This window comes from Oleiphilus sp. HI0128 (assembly GCF_001635365.1).
Genome location: NZ_LWGG01000851.1, coordinates 1 through 2,409, shown reverse-complemented (window position 1 = coordinate 2,409; position 2,409 = coordinate 1). Strand labels below are relative to the sequence as shown.

At 46.7% G+C, this 2,409-nt stretch carries 2 protein-coding genes and 1 pseudogene; all 3 read right to left on the bottom strand.

The features are described 5' to 3' along the window. On the bottom strand, positions 1–932 hold a 932-nt coding region (locus tag A3763_RS13195), incomplete at its 3' end, for a CaiB/BaiF CoA-transferase family protein (protein ID WP_068760121.1). A gap of 18 nt (positions 933–950) precedes the next feature. After that, positions 951–2,096, bottom strand: a complete 1,146-nt coding sequence (locus tag A3763_RS13190) for an acyl-CoA dehydrogenase family protein (protein ID WP_068553075.1) — start codon at positions 2,094–2,096, stop codon at positions 951–953. A gap of 75 nt (positions 2,097–2,171) precedes the next feature. Next, positions 2,172–2,409: pseudogene (locus tag A3763_RS28665) on the bottom strand (3-hydroxyacyl-CoA dehydrogenase); the annotation flags it as partial.

Here is a 2,409-nt window from a genome sequence, read left to right as displayed (position 1 = left end):
TCTACACAAGCATCTAAGTTGCCAAAGACGTCATTCCAGTGAGCTTGGTCTTTTTCGATCACTTTTGCTGCAATTGCTGCCTTGATTTCTGTTTGGGTTTCGGCTCGTTGGTCGGCAATCTTATTCTGGTAAGCTGTCAAACCTAGGGTAGATAGCAAAACCATCGCGAAGTTTGGTTCCAGGCTACCGACCGAAATATACTTGCCATCTGCCGTCTGGTAGTAGTCGTAGAATAAACCACCGTTGAGCATCTCTTCGCCACACGCTGGGTCCTTGCCACTGACTAGCGCGTTGGCGCCGAACATCGTGCTCAGCGCCAAGGCCGCATCACTCATACTGATATCCAGGTGCTGGCCTTTTCCAGTAGAAGCACGTTCAATCACTGCGGCAAGAATCGCCATTACGGCATGATGTGAACCACCTGCAATATCGGCAACCTGTGTTGCAGATAAAGTGGGACCGGTTTCTTTTCTGCCAGAGAAACTGGCTAAGCCCGACAAAGCCAAATAGTTAATATCATGCCCTGCCCGATCTTTTAAGGGCCCTGTTTGACCATAGCCTGTGATCGAGCAATAGATTAATTTAGACTGAAACTTTACCAAGGCCTCATAATCCAGACCTAGACGCGCCATAACACCTGGTCTGAATTGCTCAATCACAATATCAAACTCACTCACCAACTTATGAACGATCTCTTTTGCACTCTCATGCTTTAAATCAACAGCAATCGTTTTCTTATTGCGATTAACGCTGGCGTGCGAGGCAGAAACCTTACCTACCATTGGCGGCAAGAGCTTTAGTAGATCGGGTCGCGTAGGTGACTCTACTCTTACAACCTCTGCGCCCATATCTGCCAACAATTGCGTTGCATAAGGGCCCGGTAATAAGGTGGTAAAGTCGAGAATCTTAATTCCCTTGAGTGGTTGTGACATTACTTACCCCTACTTCCTTTAGACCATCGAGCGGCCGATAATCAACTTCATGATTTCATTTGTACCAGCATAGATCTTCTGAACACGCGCATCTGCGTAAGCGCGCGCAACCGGATACTCCCACATGTAGCCGTAACCACCATGTAGCTGTAAACATTCATCTATCACGTCACACTGAATCTCGGTAGTCAATAATTTAAGCTTCGCTGCGGTCACCACATCTAGTTGCTTATTAATATGCAGCTCTAAGCATTTATCGACAAATACACGCGCCATCGTCAAGGTTGCTGACATTTCGGCAAGCTTAAACTGGGTGTTCTGGAACGATGCTATTTCACGGCCGAAGGCTTTACGCTCTTTAACGTATGCGACTGTTTGCTCAAGAATCGACTCTGCACTAGCGATCGCGTTTAAGCCTACCGATAGCCGCTCTTGTGGTAGCTCCTGCATAAGGTAGATAAAGCCCATGCCTTCAGCACCTAGCACGTTTTCTTTTGGGACTTTTACATCCTGGAAGAATAGCTCTGACGTATCCTGTGCCTTCATACCGATCTTATGAAGATTGGTGCCTTTTTCAAAGCCGGGTGAGTTTGCCTCAACTAACAGAAGGCTCGTACCTTTTGCGCCAGCTTCAGGGTTAGTTTTAGCCACCACGATAATTAAATCTGCTAACTGTCCATTAGTGATAAAGGTCTTAGAACCATTGAGTGTATAGAACTCGCCTGACTCGTCTAACACAGCATTGGTTTTCACACCTTGTAAGTCAGAACCGGTGCCAGGCTCTGTCATGGCAATCGCGGTCACAATTGAACCATCAACACAACCCGGCAGGTACTTTTGCTTTTGCTCTTCGGAACCGTAAGCCATGATGTAAGGCACCGCGATGTCTGAGTGCAAGCCAAAGCCGATACCACTTAAGCCGTAATTAGCAACTTCTTCATCGATCACCGCATTGAAACGAAAGTCACCTTCAACACCGCCGTATGCTTCTGGGACAGTTGGGCTTAAAAAGCCGTGTTCACCAGCCTTCTTCCATAGTTCACGAGATACCTGACCGTCTTTCTCCCATTGCTCGTGGTGAGGCACAGCTTCAGCTTCAAGGAACTTCTTAAACGCATCGCGAAACATTTCTTGTTCAGATTCAAATACTGTTCGTTTAATCATCTTTTTCTACCTTTCTTAGAATTATTCAAAGCTTGTGAGGCCCAAAACCTCACAAACTGGTTGATATAGATTTAGCTAGTCTTTGAACGTCAAATTGTCTCGGGCCATATCTTTAAGCAGTTGAGGGACTTCGTATCGCTCACCGCATTGCTGATGCAAGGCTTCGGCCCTTTCAATAAAAGACTCTAAGCCTGTTTGGTTGATAAACTGCAAGATGCCGCCCGTCCAGACCGGATAACCAATTCCCATGATGGAGCCGATATTAGCGTCTCGAACGCTGGTCAGTACTTTTTCTTCGACGCAGCGGACAGTC

Coding starts and splice junctions, on each gene's coding strand:
- A3763_RS13190 (WP_068553075.1), bottom strand. CDS start 2,096: ATGATTAAACGAACAGTATTTGAATCTGAACAAGAAATGTTTCGCGAT.